This window comes from Pseudomonas sp. microsymbiont 2 (genome assembly GCF_054788395.1).
In genome coordinates, this window is record NZ_CM139112.1 from 853,695 (window position 1) to 872,029 (window position 18,335).

Genomic DNA, 18,335 nt, shown 5'->3' on the forward strand with positions numbered 1-18,335 from the left:
TGTATCAGGCTGGAGTGCTTGGAGTATGGCACGTTAAATCGGTTCCGATGAACGAACCAAAATACCTCATTCGATGCCCATGCGCCGCCTGGCGCGGTGTGCAGAGCCATTGCGCATGGCCCAGCGCAGCACCGGGGCGGTCCTGCCCAGGCCCAGGCGGATCATGTGCCGGGCCAGTGGCCCCTGGTGCAGCCCGAGCATGTCGCTCGCCCAGTCCGGCAGCAGGTCGATGCCCGCCTTGAGCATCAGCTTGCCCACCGGTTCGGCCAGGCGGCTGGGGGCCGGGGCCTTGAGCAGGATGTCCACCACCTCCAGGCTACGGCTGTCACATTGCAGTTGTGGGCGCATGCGGCGCAGGTAGTCCTCCACTGCGTCGCAGGAACGTGGCACGTCGCGCGCGCCCAGGCGTTCGGCGATCAGGGCGATTTCGGCGTAGTAGGCATCCTGGCTGGCGCGGGGCAGGGCAGGGTTGCGGTAGCGCAGGTGGGCGGCAAGGAAACTGCTGACCTCGGCCACATGCACCCAGGTCAGCAGGTCGGGGTCGCTGGCCGCGTAGGGCCGTCCGTCAGGCGCGGTGCCGACCACCTGAAGATGGATGGTGCGTACCTTGTCGATCAGCCACTCGGCGTCGCGGGTCGAACCGAAGGTGGTGCCGGAGATGAACTGGCTGGTGCGACGCAGGCGACCGAGCAGGTCGTGGCGAAAGTTCGAATGATCCCATACGCCAGCCAGCGCCAGTGGGTGCAGCAGTTGCAGCATCAGCGCGCTGATTCCGCCGACCAGCATGCTGGGAAAGTCGCCATGCACCTGCCAGCTGATGCTCTTTGGCCCGAACAGGCCGGGGTCACCCTTGGGCGATTCCAGGTCGAGCTGGCCGAGGGCCACGCCGGTGAGGCTCATGACCTGGGTTTCGATGCGGCGACGTAGGGCTTCCATGGTGACCTTGGGTTCATGGCGGCCACCCGGCCGCGTGTTATCGATTGAGGCGTTTGTCGATCAGGCCCTGGACCACGCTTGGATCGGCAAGGGTAGAAGTGTCTCCCAGGTTGTCCAGTTCGTTGCAGGCGATCTTGCGCAGTATACGCCGCATGATCTTGCCCGAGCGGGTCTTGGGCAGGGCCGGCGCCCACTGGATCAGTTCGGGCTTGGCGAAGCTGCCGATTTCCTTGCTGACCAGGGCCAGCAGCTCGGCCTTGAGCGCATCGTCCGGCTCGACGCCGTTCATGGGGGTGACGAAGGCATACACGCCCTGACCCTTGAGATCGTGCGGATAACCGACCACGGCCGCTTCGGCGACCTTGTCGTGCAGCACCAGGGCGCTTTCCACCTCGGCGGTGCCGATACGGTGGCCGGAGACGTTGATCACATCGTCGATGCGCCCGGTGATCCAGTAGTCGCCATCGGCATCGCGCCGGGCGCCGTCGCCGGTGAAGTAGTAGCCGGGCATGGGCTTGAAGTAGGTGTCGACCATGCGCTGGTGATCGCCGTAGACGCTGCGGATCTGCCCAGGCCAGCTGGCCTTGATCGCCAGCAGGCCGGCCCCAGGACCTTCGATGAGTTTGCCTTTCTCATTCAGTAGCACCGGTTGCACGCCGAACATCGGCTGGGTGGCGCAACCCGGCTTGAGCCGTGGCGTGCCGGGCAGGGGAGTGAGCATGATGCCGCCGGTCTCGGTCTGCCACCAGGTGTCGACGATCGGGCAGCGTTTCTGCCCGACTTCCTCGAAGTACCATTCCCAGGCTTCCGGATTGATCGGCTCGCCGACACTGCCGAGCAGGCGCAGGCTCTTGCGTGAGGTGCTCTGCAGGGGGCCGGCGCCTTCGCGCATCAGTGCGCGCAGCGCGGTAGGCGCGGTGTAGAAGATGTTCACCCGGTGCTTGTCGACGACCTGCCAGAAGCGCGAGCTGTCGGGGTAGTTGGGCACGCCTTCGAACATCAGCGAGATCGCGCCGTTAGCCAACGGGCCATAGACGATATAGCTGTGGCCGGTGACCCAGCCGACGTCGGCGGTGCACCAGAACACCTCGCCGTCACGGTAGTCGAACACGGTCTTGAAGGTCATGGTCGCCTGCAGCAGGTAGCCGGCGGTGCTGTGCAGCACGCCTTTGGGTTTGCCGGTGCTGCCGGAGGTATAGAGGATGAACAGCGGGTCTTCGGCCGCCATCGGTTCGGGCGGGCAGTCGTCGCCGGCCTTCTCGGTGACTTCGTGGTACCAGAGGTCACGCCCGTCGCTCCAGGCCACATCGGTGCCCGTGCGCTTCACCACCAGTACGTTATCGACGTTGGGGCAGCTGGCGAGTGCCTTGTCGACATTCTGCTTGAGGGGGATGCGCTTGCCGCCACGCACGCCCTCGTCGGCGGTGATCACGGTGCGGCAGTCGGCATCGAGGATGCGGTCGCGCAGGGCGTCGGGGGAAAAGCCGCCAAACACCACCGAGTGGATGGCGCCGATACGCGTGCAGGCGAGCATGGCGTAGGCGGCCTCGGGGATCATCGGCATGTAGATGCATACCCGGTCGCCTTTCTGCACCCCGCGCGCCTTCAGGGCGTTGGCCAGGCGGCAGACCTGGCGGTGCAGTTCGCGGTAGCTGATGGCCTTGCTGTCGTTGGGATCGTCGCCTTCCCACAGCAGGGCCGTCTGTTCTCCACGCGTTGCCAGGTGGCGGTCGATGCAGTTGTAGCTGACGTTGAGCTGGGCGCCGTCGAACCAGCGGGCACTGCCGGTCCTCAGGTCGCATTGCTGCACGCTCGACCAGGGCTTGACCCAGTCCAGTCGCTTGGCCTGTTCGGCCCAGAAGGTGTCGGGGTCATCCACCGACTGGCGGTAGAGGCGGCGGTAATCGTCGTCGGAGGGGGTGGCGGACTGGCTCACGGCCAGGGCCTGGGGATAGTCGCGGATATCGAACATGGCGGGTGGTCCTGCTCTTGTTAGGGGCGAGGGACTGCAACGGCTATTCGATGGACAGTGTAGAAGGTGGGGGTGTTCCTGGGGGACACGCCGCTCCTACAGAGAGCGGCGGTGTGGCCTATGGCATCAGCCGCGATGACGGCCGCGGAAGTAGTTGATCAGGCCCTGGGTCGAACCGTCCTCGGCGCTGTCTTCCAGGCCGCCCACCAGGCGCTGGTACACGCCCTTGCCCAGTTCCTTGCCCAGTTCCACGCCCCATTGGTCGAAGGCGTTGATACCCCAGATCACGCTCTGCACGAAGACCTTGTGCTCGTACATCGCCACCAGCGCGCCCAGGCGGCGCGGGCTGATGCGCTCCACCACCAGGGTGTTGCTCGGGCGGTTGCCCGGGATCACCTTGTGCGGCGCCAGCTTGGCGATATCGGCCTCATTCAGGCCCTTGGCGCGCAGTTCGGCCTCGGCTTCCTCACGGGTCTTGCCGAGCATCAGCGCCTGGCTCTGCGACAGACAGTTGGCGTACAGCCACTGATGGTGGTCCGCCACCGGGTTGAAGCTCACCACCGGGACGATGAAGTCGGCCGGGATCAGCTGGGTGCCCTGGTGCAGCAACTGGTGGTAGGCATGCTGGCCGTTGCAGCCGACGCCACCCCAGATCACCGGGCCGGTATCGGTCTTCACCGGGCTACCGTCCTGCAGCACGCTCTTGCCGTTGGATTCCATGTCCAGCTGTTGCAGGTGCTTGGTGATATTGCGCAGGTAGTGGTCGTACGGCAGGATCGCGTGGCTGCGCGCGCCCCAGAAATTGCCGTACCACACGCCCAGCAGGGCCAGCAGCACCGGCATGTTCTTGTCGAACGGCGCGGTCTGGAAATGCTGGTCCATGGTGTAGGCGCCGGACAGCAGTTCCTTGAAATTGGCGGTGCCGATGGCCAGGGCGATCGGCAGGCCGATGGCCGACCACAGCGAGTAGCGCCCGCCGACCCAGTCCCACATCGGGAAGATGTTCTCTTCACGGATACCGAAGGCCACGGCCGCGGCCTTGTTGCTCGATACGGCGATGAAGTGCCGGTACAGCTCGGCTTCCGAGCCGCCCTGGGCCAGGTACCAGGTGCGGGCGGCCTGGGCGTTCTTCAGGGTTTCCAGGGTGTTGAACGATTTCGACGAGACGATGAACAGGGTGGTTTCGGCGCGCAGCTTGGCCGACAGCTCATGGAATTCACTGCCGTCGATGTTCGCCAGATAGTGGCAGCGCACGCCACGCTGGGCGTAGGGCAGCAAGGCTTCGGAGACCAGTTCCGGGCCGAGGAACGAACCGCCGATGCCGATGTTGACCACGTCGGTGATCGGCTTTTCGCTGTAGCCGCGCCACAGCCCGTCGTGGATGCGACCGACCAGCTCGGTGATCTGGTTGAGCACCTTGTGCACTTCGGGCATCACGTTGACGCCGTTCACGCTGAGCTTGTCGCCCACCGGGCGGCGCAGGGCGGTGTGCAGTACCGGGCGGCCTTCGGAGGCGTTGATGATCTCGCCGCTGAACATCGACTTGATCGCTGCCTCGAGGTCGACTTCCTTCGCCAGGTTCACCAGCAGGTCACGGGTCTGCTCGGTGATCAGGTTCTTCGAGTAATCGAGGAACAGGCCACAGCTGCTCAAGGAGAACTGGTCGAAGCGCTTGCCGTCGGCGGCGAAGGCTTCGCGCATGCTGAAGCCCTGCATGGCGTCGCGGTGTTGCTGAAGCGCCTGCCAGGCGGGCAGCGCCGTCACATCGTGGGGGGTACGGTAATACGCCATCGCGGGTGGTTTCCTTGGTGCATGGTCAGGCTTTGACAGTGGCAATCGTTGCCGGTTGCAAGCTGAACATTATAGGCATTGGCACCAAGGCGGGAATGGGGAAGGCGAGCGGCGCGGATTAAAAATTGTCACCGATCCGATACCTGGGGTTCGCGTTGGGGGCGACGCCTCGCCGCCCCCATGCGTCGGCCTCAGGCGCTCTGCTCTTCCAGGTGCAGGTAGACGTTGTCGATCAATCGGGTGTTACCCAGGTAGGCTGCCGCGATCACCACCAGGTCACGATCGTCGATCATCGCCGGGCGCAGCGTCAGGGCATGGCGTACTTCCAGGTAATCCTTTCGCAGCCCGGCCGCTTCCAACCGAACCTGGCCATCGGCGATCAGTGCGGGGAAGTCCCGCTGGCCACGGCGGATGGCCTCGGCCATGCCGCTCAGCACACGGTACAGCTCGGGGGCGGCGGCCCGCTGCTCCGGCGTCAGGTAGCCGTTGCGCGACGACAGCGCCAGGCCGTCTTCGGCGCGCACGGTCGGCTCGCCGAGGATCTGGATCGGCATGTTCAGGTCGCGGACCATGGCGCGGATCACCGCCAGTTGCTGGAAGTCCTTTTCGCCGAACACGGCCAGATCAGGCTGGACCATGTTGAACAGCTTGCTGACCACCGTCGCCACGCCTTCGAAGTGTCCGGGGCGGCTGGCGCCGCACAAGCCTTCGGACAGCTGCGGCACGCTCACGCGGGTCTGTACGCTCATGCCATCGGGGTACATTTCCTCGACGGTGGGGGCGAACAGCAGGTGGCAGCCGGCCTGGAGCAGTTTCTCCTGGTCGGCGGCAAGGGTGCGCGGGTACTTGTCGAGGTCTTCGCCGGCGCCGAACTGCAGCGGGTTGACGAAGATGCTGGCGACCACGAAGTCGGCACGCTGGGCGGCCTTGGTCACCAGGGCGGCGTGGCCGCTGTGCAGGTTGCCCATGGTCGGTACGAAGGCGATGCGCTTGCCTTCGCCACGGGCGCGGGCCACGGCGGCATGCAGTTCACGGACGGTCTTGACGGTATTCATGCGCTGAACCCATGTTCGCTGCCAGGGAAGCTGACTTCCTTGACCGCACGGACATAGGCGGCCAGGGCGCTCTGGATGTCCGGCTGGCCGGCCATGAAGTTCTTCACGAACTTCGGCACGCGGCCGCTGAGCGACAGCCCGAGCATATCGTGCAGGACCAGTACCTGGCCGTCGGTGGCGCTGCCGGCGCCGATACCGATGACCGGGATGCTCACGGCCTGGGTGATTTCCGCGGCCAGTTCGCTGGGCACGCATTCGAGCAGCAGCATGGCCGCGCCGGCCTGCTCCAGGGCAATGGCATCGGCGCGCATCTGCCGCGCCTGGGCTTCCTGGCGGCCCTGGACCTTGTAGCCGCCCAGCACGTTGACGGTCTGTGGCGTCAGGCCCATGTGCGCGCACACCGGCACGCCACGCTCGGCCAGCAGGCGGATGGTTTCGGCCAGCCAGGCGGCGCCTTCGATCTTGAGCATGTGGGCGCCGGCACGCATCAGCTGGGCGGCGTTGGTGAAGGCCTGCTCGGGGGTGGCGTGGGCCATGAAGGGCAGGTCGGCGAGGATCAGCGCCCCTTCGTTGCCACGTTTGACGCAGGCAGTGTGGTAGGCCATGTCGTTGTTGGTGACGGGCAGCGTGCTGTCATGGCCCTGCAGGACCATTCCCAGGGAGTCGCCCACCAGCAGCACTTCCACGCCGGCCTGGCTGGCGACCTTGGCGAAGGTCGCGTCGTAGCAGGTCAGCATGGTAATTTTCTCGCCCTTGGCCTTCAGGCCGTGCAGGGTGGTCAGGGTTACTTCAGGCATGTAGGGGAATCCTCGTTCAGGCGCTGTGAAAAACAACTGCGTACAACGCGTGTATTCATCTTTCGGAGCGGCACATCATCGGGCGTGATGTTCGGGCACAGGTCCGTCCGAGCCTAAATGGGTGATTGCGGCATAGTGGCGCCGCGGGACGCCTATAGTCGTGAGCGAGGTGGGGGAAGTCAACCAGCTGTGTTACCGCAATGTTACGGCGTGGGTGTTACTGGCGTTACCGCCGTCTGCAACACCCGGACTACAGGCGTTCCAGGCCGACGAACGGGCAGTCCTGGAGCAACTGTGCCAGGGGGCGGCCATCGGCGAGATGGAAGTCGGCGGGCACCAGCTCGGCGAGCGGGTAGAGCACGAACGGGCGGGCGTGCATGTGATAGTGCGGCACCGTCAGGCGTGGCTCGTCGATGACCCTGTCACCGAATAGCAGCACGTCGAGGTCGAGGGTGCGTGGCCCCCAGCGCTCCTTGCGCACACGGCCCTGGTCGTTCTCGATGGCTTGCAGGGCGTCGAGCAGCTCCAGTGGTGCCAGCGCCGTGTCGATGGCCGCCACGGCGTTGGTGTAGCGCGGCTGGCCGGGCAGCAGCGAGTCGCTGGTGTAGAGCGCCGATGCCGCCGTCAGGCGGGTGTCGGCGATCAGGTCCAGGGCCTGCAGGGCGCTGCGCAGCTGTTCGGCGGGCTCATCCAGGTTGCTGCCCAGGCCGATGAACGCACGGATGCTCACGTTCAGTCCCAGGCCTGCTCGTCGTCACGCTTGCGCTTGCTGCCACTGCGCTTGCGCTTGCGCGGGCCGGCAGCGGTGCTGGCACCGTCATCGCGGTTGCCCAGCTCGCGGATCATGTCGCGGCGCTGGCTGTCGTTGGCGTCCTGGTAGTCGGTCCACCATTCGCCCAGGCCGTCGGTCTGCTCGCCGGCGCTCTCACGCAGCAGCAGGAAATCGTAGCCGGCGCGGAAGCGCGGGTTGTCCAGCAGCATGTCGGCACGCTTGCCGCTGCGCCGTGGCAGGCGCTCCTGCATGTCCCAGATCTCGCGGATCGGCAGGGTGAAACGCTTGGGGATCGCAATGCGTGCGCACTGTTCGGCGATCAGGTCGTGGGCCGCGCCGTTCATGGCCGGGATCGGCGGCACACCCTGGCTCTGCAGGTACAGCGCACGGCCTGGCAAGGCCGGCCAGAGCAGGGCGGCGAACAGGAAGGCCGGGGTCACCGGCTTGCCCTGCCTGACGCGCAGGTCGGTGTTGGCCAGCGCCTGGCTGATCAGGGTATGGGTATAGGTCGGGCGTTCTTCGAGGGCATGGCTGCTGGCCGGGAACAGAGGCTCGAACAGTTCCAGGTCGACCAGCATTTCAAAGGCGATCGCACCCTGGCCGTTGAGGAACAGCTTGAGGCTTTCCTCGAACAGGCGCGCGGGCGGGATGTCGCGCAGCATGGGCGCCAGCTCTCGGATCGGCTGCACGGTGTGCTTTTCGATACCGAAGTCGAGCTTGGCGGCGAAGCGCACGGCGCGCAGCATGCGCACCGGGTCTTCCTGGTAGCGATGGGTCGGATCGCCGATCAGGCGCAGCAAGCGGTTGCGGATGTCGTGGACGCCGTTGGCGTAGTCGAGGACGCGCTCGCTGACCGGGTCATAGTACAGGGCGTTGATGGTGAAATCGCGACGTTGCGCGTCTTCTTCCAGGGTGCCGTACACGTTGTCACGCAGGATGCGGCCGCTGGCATTGTGCGACGAGCGGTGGCTGTCGGCCTGGTCCTCGTCCGAATGCGGTGCGCGGAAGGTGGCGACTTCGATGATGTCACGGCCGAAATGCACGTGTACCAGCTTGAAGCGCCGGCCAATGATGCGGGCATTGCGGAACTCGGCGCGCACCTGTTCGGGCGTGGCGCTGGTGGCGACGTCGAAGTCCTTGGGGGTGATGCCCAGCAGCAGGTCGCGCACGCAGCCACCGACCAGGTAGGCCTGGTAACCGGCCGCCTGCAGGCGCTCGACGATGCTCACCGCATGGCGGCTGAACTGGCTGCGTTGCAGCGAGTGCTGGCTCTTGTTGATCACTTCAGGCGTGGTGCGCCTGTGGTGCTGGCCACGAACGGGCGGGCGGAACGACTGGAACAGCTTCTTCAGCATGGGATGCACTGTTTGAAGGAATGATCGGCCAAGGATAGGAGAATGGCCGCATGATGGGCGGGGATTCTAGCATTTACTGGGGGAATGGTGTAGGCGGTGTGTCAAGCGGTGTCGAAGCGGGAGAAACGACATGGGGAGCCGAAGCTCCCCATCAAGTCGTTGCGTGCTCTTATTGTTTTTCTGCTGGGCTTCTTGTTTTTGTTGAGCGCCCTGTCCACAAATCTAAAAGCTTGTGGACGACCCTCACACCGAGGGTAAAGAGCAAACGGATTGCTTTGGTCGCCGAGATGATGCTGATCTTTCGATCCAATCAGTTCAGGTGCTGCTTTTGAGTGCAGTTTTTGTTGTTCTCTGTCTGATCGTGGGGCAAGCCCCAAACACAACTCCTCTCCAAAAGAATCAGTTAGCTGCGTCTCCGCCGTCTTGTTCTTGTTATGCGTGAGCCGTTTCGTCTTGTTCTTATTTTGAGTTGCAGTGCTTGTTATTGTTCTTGTACCAGAGATATAGCAGATGCCGTGCCAACTTTTGAAAACCCAGTGAAATCGGGGCTTTCGGCGATTCTGGCAGGAGCGGGAGGCGGGCAAATGTAGAAATTTCGTTACCGTACGCCTCGGTGGCTGTTACGGCTGACAGCTTGGGTAACAGATTTTTACGGGAACTGAGCGGTTACCGCGCGCGCCCCAAAAGCATCGCGGGGCAAGCCCGCTCCCACGAACCATGTGGGAGCGGGCTTGCCCCGCGATAGGCATGAAGCTGTATCAGTTGTCGCTGGTGGCGTTGCTCTTGCGCCGCGGAATGCCCAGGCGCTGGCGGCGTTCCCACAGGCATTTACGGCTTACGCCCAGCTTGCGGGCCAGCTCGGTCTCGGTCATGTGGTCCTGGTGCTCGAGCACGAAGTGCTGGAAGTAGTCCTCCAGCGACAGGTCCTCGGTCGGTTCGTGGCTGGCGTTGTTGGCGCTGGCCAGTGCCGGCAGGTTGTCGAGCACGTCGTCGTCCAGGTCGCTCAGCTCGATGTCGATGCCCAGCAGGTCGGCGGAGATTTCCGCGCTCTCGCTGAGAATCACTGCACGCTCCACGGCGTTTTCCAGTTCGCGCACGTTACCCGGCCAACTGTAGTGACGAATGGCCTGCTCGGCTTCATGGGAGAAATGCAGGTCGTCGCGGTCGATGCGCGCGCTCTGGCGGGCGAGGAAGGCATTGGCGATCTCGTTGACGTCGCTGCCGCGCTCGCGCAGGGCCGGCAGTTTCAGGGCGATCACATGCAGGCGGTAATAAAGGTCTTCACGGAACTGGCCGGCCTTGGCCAGGTTCTTCAGGTCACGGTGGGTCGCGGCGATCAGGCGCACGTCGACCTTTTGCGACTGCACCGAGCCGACCCGGCGGATCTCGCCTTCCTGCAACACGCGCAGCAGGCGCGCCTGCGCCTCCAGCGGCAGCTCGCCGATTTCGTCGAGGAACAGGGTGCCGCCATCGGCCGCTTCCACCAAGCCCGCGCGACCGGCGCTGGCACCGGTGAACGCCCCCTTCTCGTGGCCGAACAGCTCGGACTCGATCAGGGTTTCCGGAATCGCCGCGCAGTTCACCGAGATCATCGGCGCCTTGGCCCGACGCGAAAGGTTGTGCAGGGCGCGGGCGACCAGCTCCTTGCCGGTGCCCGATTCACCCTGAATCAGTACGTTGGAGTCGGTTGGCGCGACCTTGCGGATCTTCACGTACAGGTCCTGCATCGGCGCGCAGGAGCCGATGATGCCGATCTCGCCATTGGCGGGCGCGCTGGCCTTTTCACCATTGGCCTTGCCGCTGCCGGGCCGTGCTTCGGCGGCAGGTGCCGGGGCGGGGGCGTTCTGCCGGTCGCGCAGGATGCGGGCGACGGCCTGCAGCATCTCGTCGTGATCGAACGGCTTGGCGATGTAGTCCACCGCGCCCATCTTCATCGAGTCGACCGCCGAGCGCAGGCTGGCGTAACTGGTCATGATCAGCACCGGCGTGCCCTGGCCGAGCTTGATCAGCTCGGTGCCCGGGGCGCCTGGCAGGCGCAGGTCGCTGACGATCAGGTCGAAGGTGGCAATGCTGAAGCGTTCCTGGGCTTCCTGCACCGAGCCGGCTTCGCTGACCTGGTACTGGTTTCGTTCGAGCAGGCGGCGCAAGGCCGAACGGATGATGGTTTCGTCTTCGACGATCAGAATGTGCGGCATTGATTCAATTCTCTCGACGGTCTCGAATTTCAGGGGACGTCGCTACGACATGCCGGGGCAGGGTCACGCGGATCCGGGTACCACGTTGGCGCTCGATGTCGGCCGGGCTGTCGATGGTGATTTGCCCATAATGCTCTTCCACGATGGAATAGACCAGAGCGAGCCCCAGTCCAGTGCCTTCGCCCGGGTCCTTGGTGGTGAAGAAGGGTTCGAAGAGGCGGTCCATGATGCTTTTCGGGATGCCGCTGCCTTCGTCCTCGACGATCAGGTCGACGGTGTGTTCGTTCACTTCGCTGCGCACCCGCACGGCGCTGCCGGGCTTTGATGCGTCGCGGGCGTTGGAGAGCAGGTTGATCAGCACCTGGGCCAGGCGCTGGGGATCGCCCTCGGCCCAATGCTCCGGGTCGCAGAGGTTGAAGAACTGTACTTCGAAATTGCGCCGGTTCAACGCCAGCAGACCAATGGCGTCCTGCGCGACTTCCGCCAGGCACACCGGTTCTTCGCTGTTCTGCTGGCTGCCGCCGGCATGGGCGAAGCTCATCAGCGACTGGACGATGCGCGACACACGCTTGGTCTGTTCGAGGATCTGGCTGGACAGTTCGATGATCTCGCCGTCGCCCTCGCGCTCTTCACGCAGGTTTTGCGCAAGGCAGGCGATGCCGGTGATCGGGTTGCCGATCTCGTGGGCCACGCCGGCGGCCAGGCGGCCGATGCTGGCCAGGCGTTCGGAGTGCACCAGCTTGTCTTCCAGGGCCTGGGTCTCGGTGAGATCCTCCACCAGCAGCACCAGGCCGCTGTTGCCTGGCGCCAGCGGCTCGTCGATGGCCGCCTTGTGCAGGTTCAACCAGCGTGGCTGGCCGTCCAAGGCCAGGCGCTGCTTGTGCAGGTGCTCGTCGGGCACGTTGATGAAACCCTGCAGCAGGCCGCGCCAGGGCTCGGCGATGGTCACCAGGCGCGAGCCGACCACATGCTTGGCGGCGATGCCGGTGAGTTCTTCCATCGCCTTGTTCCACATCAGGATTTCCTGGTCCTTGGCCAGCGAGCAGACGCCCATGGGCAGTTCCTGCAGGGTCTGGCGGTGGTAGCGGCGCAGGGCGTCGAGCTCGGCGGCCAGGCCGGTCAGGCGTGAGTGGTAGTCCTCGAGGCGGCTTTCGATGAAGTGGATGTCCTCGGTGACGTAGTTCTCGTTGCCCGACTTGTACGGCAGGAAGGTCTCGACCATGTCCTGCGCGACGCTCGGGCCCATCAGGCCGGAGAGGTTGGCCTCGATGCGGTCGCGCAGGCGGCGCAGGGCATAGGGCCGGCGCTCGTCGAAGGGCAGGTAGAGATCGCGCAGGGCCTGTTCGACCTCTTTCTGCGCGGCCTTGGCGCCCAGCGGCTTGGCCAGCTGGGTGGCGAACTCCTGGGGCGAGGCGGCATGCAGTTCACGGCGTTGCGGGCGACGCACGTTGTCCACCGCACAGGCCTCGGCGGCGCTGACCTCTTCGCTGCTGGCGTTGGTGAACAGCGAGATCAGGGTGAACAGCAGGACGTTGGCGGCCAGCGAAGCGATGGCAGCCATGTGCCAGCTGGTGTCGTCCAGCACGTAGATCATGTTCAGCAGCGGGATGTAGAAGCCCTGCACGTTGCCCAGCAGCGGCAGCAGCATGGTCACCATCCACACCAGCGTCCCGGCCAGCAGGCCGGCGATGAAACCGCGGCGATTGGCGGTCGGCCAGTACAGCACCGAGAGCACGCCCGGCAGGAACTGCAGCGTGGCGACGAAGGCGACGATGCCGAGGTTGGCCAGGCTCTGGTGATTGCTCTGCGTGAGGTAGAAGACGAAGCCGGCGGTGATGATGGCGACGATCAGCGCGCGGCGGGTCCATTTCAGCCAGCGGTAGATGTTGCCTTCGGCCGGAGGCTGGTAGAGCGGCAGCACCAGATGGTTCAGGGCCATGCCCGACAGCGCCAGGGTGGTGACGATGATCAACCCGCTGGCGGCCGACAGGCCGCCGACGTAGGCCAGCAGTGCCAGGGCCTCGTTGTCGGCGGCGATCCCCAGGCCCAGGGTGAAGTACTCGGGGTTGGTGCTGGCGCCCAGGCGCAGGCCGGCCCACAGCACCAGCGGCACCGCCAGGCTCATCAGCAGCAGGAACAGTGGCAGGCCCCAGCTGGCGCTGACCAGCGAGCGCGGGCTGAGGTTCTCGGTGAAAGCCATGTGGTACATGTGCGGCATGACGATCGCCGAGGCGAAGAACACCAGCAGCAGGGTGCGCCACGGGCCTTCCTGCAGTGGCGTGTGCAGCGCCGCGAGGGCGGTCTGGTTCTGCAGCAGCCAGACTTCCAGCCCGTGGGGACCACCGAACACGCCGTACAGCGCGTACAGGCCGATACCGCCCAGCGCCACCAGCTTGATCACCGACTCGAAGGCGATGGCGAACACCAGCCCCTCGTGCTTCTCGCGGGTGGCGATATGGCGCGAGCCGAAGAAGATGGTGAAGAGGATGATCAGCGCGCAGAACGCGAAGGCCACCCGCGCCTTGACCGGCTCTCCGGTGAGGATGCTGATGGAGTCGGCCACCGCCTGGATCTGCAGGGCCAGCAGCGGCAGCACGCCGATCAGCATGATCACCGTGGTCAGCGCGCCGGCCCAGGTACTGCGAAAGCGAAACGCCAGCAGGTCGGCCAGCGAGGATAGCTGGTAGGTACGGGTGATCTTGAGAATCGGGTAGAGCAGTACCGGTGCCAGCAGGAAGGCGCCGGACACGCCCAGGTAGCAGGCGAGGAACCCGTAGCCGTACTGGTAGGCCAGCCCGACCGAGCCGTAGAAGGCCCAGGCACTGGCATAGACGCCCAGCGACAGGGTGTAGGTCAGTGGGTGGCGAATGACCGAGCGCGGGATCAGCCCACGCTCGCTGATCCAGGCCACGCCGAACAGCACCAGCAGGTAGGCGGCGCTGATCAGGATCATCTGGGTCAGGCTAAAGCTCATCGGCATCTCGTTGGCTCTGCAGGATGAAGGTGACGACGATCAGGATCAGCCAGAGCAGGTACGGGCGGTACCAGGCTCCGGTCGGTTCGATCCACCAGTCCATGATGGCCGGGGAGAACAGGTAGATCCCCACGACCAGAAGCAGGACCAAACGATAGATGTACATGCTGGCCTCGAGGGTTGGGCGCTGCGGGTTTGGACTTATTATTGGCGCAAATGATGGCGGCGATGCTAGCGGGAATCGGTGGGGTTCGCCAAGAGGTTGAATTTGTTGGGCTTTTGATTTTGGTGAAACGCTCGGCTTTCTGTTTTGCGCGGTTTCTGTAGGAGCGGCCTTGTGTCGCGATGGGGCGCGTAGCGGCCCCAGGTTTTCAGCGTTGCCGCAGATATTGCCGGGGCTGCTTTGCAGCCCATCGCGACACAAGGCCGCTCCTACAAGGATCGCATTGGCCGGTCGGACCAGGGCACTAATGCAATTCAGCCTCGGGCACCGTCATCTGCCGGGCAATATGCTCCGGCCGCCATTGCTGCCGCGCCACCGCAAGCACTTCAGTTGGGCTGGCCCCCGCCAGTGCTGGATCGGTCTGCTGCCCCAATGCCCGCAGGGCTCGCAACAGCAACGGCGTGGCCTGGTCCGCCTCCAGCGGCGGCGAACGGTACGACTTGCCCAGCTTGTGTCCGTCCGGCTGCACGATCAGCGGAATGTGCAGGTAACGCGGCTGCGTGAAGCCCAGCAGCTCCTGCAAGTACAGCTGGCGCGGCGTGTTGTTCAGGAGGTCGGCTCCTCGCACGATATCGGTCACGCCCTGCCACGCGTCGTCCAACACCACGGCCAGTTGATAGGCGTAGAGCCCGTCACGGCGCTGGATGACGAAGTCGCCGACGTCACGCCCCAGGTGTTGCTCGAACTCGCCCTGGACGCGGTCGGTGAAGCGGTAGATCAGCTCTGGCACCCGCAGGCGGATCGCCGCGCCTTCGCGCGCATGCCCGGCATCGCGGCAAAAGCCCGGGTAGATGCCGTCGTAGCCTTCGAGCTGCTTGCGCGAGCAGGTGCAGGCGTAGGCCAGGCCCATGTTGAACAGGCGATCGACAACGGCCGCATAGGCTGCATGGCGCTGGCTCTGGAACACCACCTCGCCATCCCACTCCAGCCCGTAGCGTTCCAGGGTCTGCAGGATCGCGTCACGGGCACCGGGCATCTCCCGGGGCGGGTCGGTGTCTTCCATGCGCAGCAGCCAGCGGCCGTTCACGGCGCGAGCGTCGAGCCAGGAGGCGAGGGCGGCCACCAGCGAACCGAAATGCAGAAAGCCACTGGGGGTGGGGGCGAAGCGGCCGATGTAGCGGGAGTCGATCATGGATTGCACAGCTATATAAATGAAGACGGGGCGTACCGGTGGTGGGAGCGGGCTTGCCCCGCGATGGCGCCGGTGAACCCGACGACTTCATCGCGGGGCAAGCCCGCTCCCACCACCAATACGCCCCGTCTCCGAGGGTCTGGGATCAGCCTTTGCCGACCGTCTTTTCCTTTTTCTCCGCGATTTCCTTGCAGTCGAAGCACAGGTCAGCGGTGGGACGGGCTTCCAGGCGACGCAGGCCGATCTCGATGCCGCAGGAGTCGCACCAGCCGTATTCGTCGTCCTTGATCTTGTCGAGGGTCTTGTCGATCTTCTTGATCAACTTGCGCTCGCGATCACGGTTGCGTAGCTCCAGGGCGAATTCTTCTTCCTGGCTGGCACGGTCGGCCGGGTCGGGGAAGTTGGCCGCTTCGTCCTTCATGTGATCCACGGTACGGTCCACGCTGGTCATCAGTTCCTGTTTCCAGGCACCGAGGAGCTTGGTGAAGTGCTTCTTCATGGGCTCGCCCATGTACTCCTCACCTTGCTTTTCGACGTAGGGCTCGACACCGTACATGGTCTGGGCTTTTTGCTTTTCTACGGTGGACATGAATAGACCGCCTCTCACTCATCTGATCCAATGCGCAGGCTGCTTCCATCACCGGCGACCGCCGGCCCTGCGACTGCGAGCCGCCGAACTTACCAGATAGATCCGGGGTGCGCTACCCCGCCCTATGCCTGCTATTGACAGCCAACAGGGCGGCGCGTTCGCTGGCTTGCACAGGTAGAATCACCAGTTTAGACCCAATTGAGAGAAGGCCCATGGCTCAGCCACACAGTGCGCGCAGTCGCGCCATCGAACCCTTCCACGTGATGGCCCTGCTGGCGCGTGCCAACGAGCTGCAGGCCGCCGGGCACGATGTGATCCATCTGGAGATCGGCGAGCCGGACTTCACCACCGCCGCGCCGATCGTCGCCGCTGGCCAGGCCGCCCTGGCCGCAGGCCACACCCGCTACACGGCGGCGCGTGGCTTGCCGCAGTTGCGTGAGGCGATCGCCGGGTTCTATGGCCAGCGCTATGGTGTGGATCTCGACCCTGAGCGCGTGCTCATCACCCCGGGCGGCTCTGGTGCGCTGCTGCTGGCCAGCAGCCTGCTGGTCGATCCGGGCAAGCACTGGCTGCTGGCCGATCCGGGCTATCCGTGCAACCGTCATTTCCTGCGCCTGGTCGAGGGCGGCGCGCAGCTGGTGCCGGTCGGGCCGGACGTCAACTATCAACTGACCGCCGATCTGGTCGAGCGCCACTGGGACAAGGACACCGTCGGCGCGCTGGTCGCGTCGCCCGCCAACCCCACCGGTACGGTCCTCGACCGCGACGAGCTGGCGAGTCTGTCCCGGGCCACGCGCGAGCGTCACGGTCACCTGGTGGTGGACGAGATCTATCATGGCCTGACCTACGGCATGGACGCGCCGAGCGTGCTGGAAGTGGACGACCAGGCCTTCGTCCTGAACAGTTTTTCCAAATATTTCGGCATGACTGGCTGGCGCCTGGGTTGGCTGGTGGCCCCGCCGTCGGCGGTGGCTGACCTGGAGAAGCTGGCGCAGAACCTGTATATCAGTGCTCCGAGCATGGCCCAGCATGCCGCGCTGGCGTGCTTCCAGCCAGACACCCTGGCGATCCTGGAGGCGCGTCGCGCCGAGTTCGCCCGTCGCCGCGACTACCTGCTGCCGGCCCTGCGCGAGTTGGGTTTCGGCATCGCCGTTGAGCCGCAAGGTGCTTTCTATCTATACGCCGATATCAGCGCCTTCGGTGGCGATGCCTTCGCGTTCTGCCGGCATTTCCTGGAAACCGAGCACCTGGCCTTCACCCCTGGCCTGGACTTCGGTCGCCACCAGGCCGGCCACCATGTGCGCTTCGCCTACACCCAGAGCCTGCCGCGCCTGGAGGAGGCGGTGCAGCGCATTGCCCGTGGCCTGCGGACCTGGCAGGGCTGACGATGTTTTTCCCCGAACTCGAACAGGCGCGACTGCTGCGCCGCTACAAGCGCTTCCTGGCCGACATCGAACTGGCCAATGGCGAGCAGATCACCATCCACTGCCCGAACACCGGCTCCATGCTCAACTGCATGCGCGAGGGCGGGCAGGTGTGGTTCAGTCGCTCCAACGACCCCAAGCGCAAGTTGCCCGGCACCTGGGAAATCAGCGAAACGCCCCAGGGACGGCTGGCCTGCGTCAATACCGGGCGCGCCAACGCCGTGGTGGAGGAGGCATTGCGCGCTGGCATGATCAGCGAACTGGCCGGTTTCACCACGCTCAAGCGTGAAGTGGCCTATGGCGAGGAGCGCAGCCGTATCGACTTCTATCTGGAGTTCGCCGACGGTGGCAAGGCCTATGTCGAGGTCAAGAGCGTGACCCTGGGCTACCCGGATACGCCCGTGGCCGCCTTTCCGGACGCCGTCACCCAGCGTGGCGCCAAGCATCTGCGCGAACTGGCGGGCCTGGCGCGCCAGGGTATCCGCGCGGTGCAGCTGTACTGCGTGAACCTGACCGGCATCGAGGCCGTGCGCCCTGCCGAGGAGATCGACGCCGCCTATGCCCAGGCCCTGCGCGCCGCCGTGGCGCAAGGGGTCGAGGTACTGGCCTATGGCACCCGTCTGGACGCGCGGCAACTGGTCATCGACCGCCCGTTGCCGGTGCTGCTTAATCCGTGAGCCAGATGCCCTGGCTGTCTTCCCGGCAGTCCAGGGCCTCCAGCCATTCGCCTGCGCAGGGGCCAGTGATGCATTCGCCGCTTTCTATCAGGAACTGGGCCCCGTGATGGGCGCACTGGATCAGGCTCGCACTGTCGTCGAGAAAGCTGTCCGCCGCCCAGTTCAGCGGGATGCCCCGGTGCGGGCAGCGGTTGCGGTAGAGGTGGACCTTGCCCTGGCGGCGCACGCCGAACAGCGGCACGCCGGCTACGCTGAAGGCGCGGCTGTGGCCTTCGGCAAGGTCGTTGGAGGCACAGAGAAAATGCATTGCAGCGGAGTTTCCGGTTAAGCCGTGTGACAAAGGGATGGCTTGACGCTTCAATGCGAATAATTATCAAATTGCTCGCATTCGCCGCGCCAGGCTGCCTATGGTGCGCACTTCCACCGCCCGCCACAAGGCGCGC

General features: G+C 65.0%; 15 protein-coding genes. 2 read left to right on the plus strand and 13 right to left on the minus strand.

The annotated features are described in order from the left end of the window. Window positions 1–66: 66 nt before the first annotated feature. From ACYUME_RS03890 to dksA, 12 genes are all read right to left on the minus strand, one after another. Complete coding sequence (locus ACYUME_RS03890; protein WP_460418104.1) at window positions 67–936, minus strand: oxygenase MpaB family protein; 870 nt, start codon at window positions 934–936, stop codon at window positions 67–69. 37 nt (window positions 937–973) lie between these two features. Beyond that, window positions 974–2,908, minus strand: a complete 1,935-nt coding sequence (gene acs, locus ACYUME_RS03895; protein WP_460418105.1) for an acetate--CoA ligase — start codon at window positions 2,906–2,908, stop codon at window positions 974–976. A gap of 126 nt (window positions 2,909–3,034) precedes the next feature. Next, window positions 3,035–4,699: a glucose-6-phosphate isomerase gene (gene pgi / locus ACYUME_RS03900; RefSeq protein WP_279888834.1), complete on the minus strand. Its 1,665-nt coding sequence runs from the start codon at window positions 4,697–4,699 to the stop codon at window positions 3,035–3,037. A gap of 191 nt (window positions 4,700–4,890) precedes the next feature. After that, window positions 4,891–5,754: a pantoate--beta-alanine ligase gene (gene panC, locus ACYUME_RS03905; protein WP_460418106.1), complete on the minus strand. Its 864-nt coding sequence runs from the start codon at window positions 5,752–5,754 to the stop codon at window positions 4,891–4,893. Beyond that, window positions 5,751–6,551 carry a 3-methyl-2-oxobutanoate hydroxymethyltransferase gene (gene panB / locus ACYUME_RS03910; RefSeq protein WP_279888837.1) on the minus strand — a complete coding sequence of 267 codons (801 nt, stop codon included), beginning with the start codon at window positions 6,549–6,551 and terminating at the stop codon, window positions 5,751–5,753. The genes panC and panB overlap by 4 nt, the downstream gene beginning before the upstream one ends. A 250-nt stretch (window positions 6,552–6,801) precedes the next feature. After that, the gene (folK, locus tag ACYUME_RS03915) at window positions 6,802–7,281 is read right to left on the minus strand and encodes a 2-amino-4-hydroxy-6-hydroxymethyldihydropteridine diphosphokinase (RefSeq protein WP_460418107.1); all 480 of its coding nucleotides are present in this window, start codon (window positions 7,279–7,281) and stop codon (window positions 6,802–6,804) included. Window positions 7,282–7,283: 2 nt separating this feature from the next. Then, on the minus strand, window positions 7,284–8,678 hold the full coding sequence (locus ACYUME_RS03920; protein WP_279888839.1) for a polynucleotide adenylyltransferase PcnB: 1,395 nt from the start codon (window positions 8,676–8,678) through the stop codon (window positions 7,284–7,286). A gap of 758 nt (window positions 8,679–9,436) precedes the next feature. Next, window positions 9,437–10,873, minus strand: coding sequence for a sigma-54-dependent transcriptional regulator (locus ACYUME_RS03925; protein WP_279911522.1), 1,437 nt, complete (start codon window positions 10,871–10,873; stop codon window positions 9,437–9,439). A 4-nt stretch (window positions 10,874–10,877) separates the two neighbouring features. Further along, complete coding sequence (locus ACYUME_RS03930; protein WP_279887101.1) at window positions 10,878–13,853, minus strand: sensor histidine kinase; 2,976 nt, start codon at window positions 13,851–13,853, stop codon at window positions 10,878–10,880. After that, window positions 13,837–14,013, minus strand: coding sequence for a hypothetical protein (locus ACYUME_RS03935; protein ID WP_003250005.1), 177 nt, complete (start codon window positions 14,011–14,013; stop codon window positions 13,837–13,839). Before ACYUME_RS03935 ends, ACYUME_RS03930 begins: the two co-directional genes overlap by 17 nt. A gap of 301 nt (window positions 14,014–14,314) precedes the next feature. Further along, entirely contained in the window at window positions 14,315–15,199 is an 885-nt protein-coding gene (gene gluQRS, locus ACYUME_RS03940; RefSeq protein ID WP_460419284.1) for a tRNA glutamyl-Q(34) synthetase GluQRS, read from the minus strand. Window positions 15,200–15,347: 148 nt separating this feature from the next. Next, window positions 15,348–15,791 (minus strand): RNA polymerase-binding protein DksA, encoded by a 444-nt coding sequence (gene dksA / locus ACYUME_RS03945; protein WP_279887097.1) that lies wholly within the window; start codon window positions 15,789–15,791, stop codon window positions 15,348–15,350. A 212-nt stretch (window positions 15,792–16,003) separates the two neighbouring features. Between dksA and ACYUME_RS03950 the strand changes: the two genes are divergently transcribed. After that, the gene (locus ACYUME_RS03950; protein ID WP_279887096.1) at window positions 16,004–17,176 is read left to right on the plus strand and encodes a pyridoxal phosphate-dependent aminotransferase; all 1,173 of its coding nucleotides are present in this window, start codon (window positions 16,004–16,006) and stop codon (window positions 17,174–17,176) included. A 2-nt stretch (window positions 17,177–17,178) separates the two neighbouring features. Further along, on the plus strand, window positions 17,179–17,892 hold the full coding sequence (gene sfsA / locus ACYUME_RS03955) for a DNA/RNA nuclease SfsA (protein ID WP_460418108.1): 714 nt from the start codon (window positions 17,179–17,181) through the stop codon (window positions 17,890–17,892). On the opposite strand, the gene ACYUME_RS03960 is transcribed toward sfsA, so the two are convergent. Next, entirely contained in the window at window positions 17,882–18,199 is a 318-nt protein-coding gene (locus tag ACYUME_RS03960) for a Rieske (2Fe-2S) protein (RefSeq protein WP_279887092.1), read from the minus strand. The genes sfsA and ACYUME_RS03960 overlap by 11 nt on opposite strands. Window positions 18,200–18,335 lie beyond the last annotated feature (136 nt).

What these genes read in the sequence shown, in the direction of transcription:
- ACYUME_RS03890 (WP_460418104.1), bottom strand. Translation starts at nt 936, where the DNA reads ATGGAAGCCCTACGTCGCCGCATCGAAACCCAGGTCATGAGCCTCACC.
- acs (WP_460418105.1), bottom strand. Translation starts at nt 2,908, where the DNA reads ATGTTCGATATCCGCGACTATCCCCAGGCCCTGGCCGTGAGCCAGTCC.
- pgi (WP_279888834.1), bottom strand. Translation starts at nt 4,699, where the DNA reads ATGGCGTATTACCGTACCCCCCACGATGTGACGGCGCTGCCCGCCTGG.
- panC (WP_460418106.1), bottom strand. Translation starts at nt 5,754, where the DNA reads ATGAATACCGTCAAGACCGTCCGTGAACTGCATGCCGCCGTGGCCCGC.
- panB (WP_279888837.1), bottom strand. Translation starts at nt 6,551, where the DNA reads ATGCCTGAAGTAACCCTGACCACCCTGCACGGCCTGAAGGCCAAGGGC.
- ACYUME_RS03920 (WP_279888839.1), bottom strand. Translation starts at nt 8,678, where the DNA reads ATGCTGAAGAAGCTGTTCCAGTCGTTCCGCCCGCCCGTTCGTGGCCAG.
- ACYUME_RS03925 (WP_279911522.1), bottom strand. Translation starts at nt 10,873, where the DNA reads ATGCCGCACATTCTGATCGTCGAAGACGAAACCATCATCCGTTCGGCC.
- ACYUME_RS03930 (WP_279887101.1), bottom strand. Translation starts at nt 13,853, where the DNA reads ATGCCGATGAGCTTTAGCCTGACCCAGATGATCCTGATCAGCGCCGCC.
- ACYUME_RS03935 (WP_003250005.1), bottom strand. Translation starts at nt 14,013, where the DNA reads ATGTACATCTATCGTTTGGTCCTGCTTCTGGTCGTGGGGATCTACCTG.
- dksA (WP_279887097.1), bottom strand. Translation starts at nt 15,791, where the DNA reads ATGTCCACCGTAGAAAAGCAAAAAGCCCAGACCATGTACGGTGTCGAG.
- ACYUME_RS03950 (WP_279887096.1), top strand. Translation starts at nt 16,004, where the DNA reads ATGGCTCAGCCACACAGTGCGCGCAGTCGCGCCATCGAACCCTTCCAC.
- sfsA (WP_460418108.1), top strand. Translation starts at nt 17,179, where the DNA reads ATGTTTTTCCCCGAACTCGAACAGGCGCGACTGCTGCGCCGCTACAAG.
- ACYUME_RS03960 (WP_279887092.1), bottom strand. Translation starts at nt 18,199, where the DNA reads ATGCATTTTCTCTGTGCCTCCAACGACCTTGCCGAAGGCCACAGCCGC.